Here is a 1341-nt window from a genome sequence, read left to right as displayed (position 1 = left end):
CGATACCTCCAGTCACAGCGGCGGCTCCAGCACCCGGGCCGCCGACACCAGTTCGCCGACCACTAAAGCACCGCCCCATTGGTGCGCCGCTGCGCGGGGACGCACTGATCAGGCTTTCCGGAACCGGCTTCGGCCATCTTCTGCTCGGATGACGTCGCAGGCGCCGGACCCCGATCCAAGTGGCATGCTGCACTGGGAGAACGCGGCACGAAAAAGATCACGGAGGGGGAGACGTGGCTGCCGCTCCAGAGGTGAACCGCCTTGTGGTCGGCCGGTACCGGCTCATCGAACGGCTCGGTGTCGGAGGAATGGGCACGGTCTGGCGTGCCTTCGACGAGGTGCTGCTGACCGACGCCGCACTCAAGGAAATCGACCTCGACGACGATCTCGACTCGTCCGAACGCGCCGACCGGGTCGAGCGGGCGCTGCGAGAAGCCCGGCATGCCGCGAGGCTACGCGGTCACCGACACGTGGTGACCATCCTCGACGTCGTCGTCGAGAACGGCCTGCCATGGATCGTCATGGAGCTCGTGCCGTCCCAGTCACTGTTCCAGCTGGTCCGCAGCCACGGTCCGCTGCCCGTCGTCGAGGTGGCCCGCATCGGGATCGCGGTCAGCGACGCCCTGACGGCCGCCCACGCCTTCGGCATACTGCACCGGGACGTGAAACCCTCGAACGTGCTGATCGGCACCGACGGCAGGGTGGTGCTGACCGACTTCGGCATCGCAACCCGTGACAGCGACTCCGCCCTCACCGTCACCGGGGTGCTCGGAACGCCCTCGTACATGTCACCGGAACGGTTGAACGGCGACACCGCCACCCCGGAAGCCGACCTGTTCGGCCTCGGCGCAACCCTCTACTTCGCGGTGGAGGGAAGGCCACCGTTCTACCGGGAGACCTTCGCGGCGATGGTGGCGGCGATCCTGTTCCAGCCGCCGTTACCGACCAGGCTGGCCGGTCCGCTGGCCGACGTCCTCACCGGTCTGCTCGAGAAGGACCCGCGCATCCGCATGACCTCGCAGCAGGCACGTGGGCTCCTGGCGGACATCGCCGCGGTGCGGCCATCCACCGCGCAGCCCACCTCAGCGCAGGTCGGCGGGCGCTCGAGGATCGTTCGTCGTGACGACATCGGTACTCGCTACTCCTTCGGCACCGTCTTCGGCAGCACCGGTGACAGGGGCGGCAGCACCGGCGCCGAGGGCGTGTCGCCCGACCCGCAGCCGCGGGCCGCCGACCCTGCCGGCATCAGCGAACCCGGCATGCTCGCACCACCGTCCAACCTGACCGCCAGGGAGGACAACGGCGCGGTGCTCCTGCGGTGGACCCCGCCGGCGTCGTCGG

General features: G+C 69.3%; 1 protein-coding gene. It reads left to right on the top strand.

The window, feature by feature from the left end; genetic code table 11:
- Nucleotides 1–233: 233 nt before the first annotated feature.
- Nucleotides 234–1341 (top strand): serine/threonine-protein kinase (locus tag DD1DGNOD_RS02710; RefSeq protein ID WP_131769376.1); only part of this gene is annotated, 1108 nt, incomplete at its 3' end.

Origin of the sequence: Candidatus Protofrankia californiensis (assembly GCF_900634765.1) — a bacterium.
In the GTDB taxonomy this organism is placed as follows: domain Bacteria; phylum Actinomycetota; class Actinomycetes; order Frankiales; family Frankiaceae; genus Protofrankia; species Protofrankia californiensis.
This window is presented reverse-complemented; position numbering and strand designations above follow the sequence as displayed.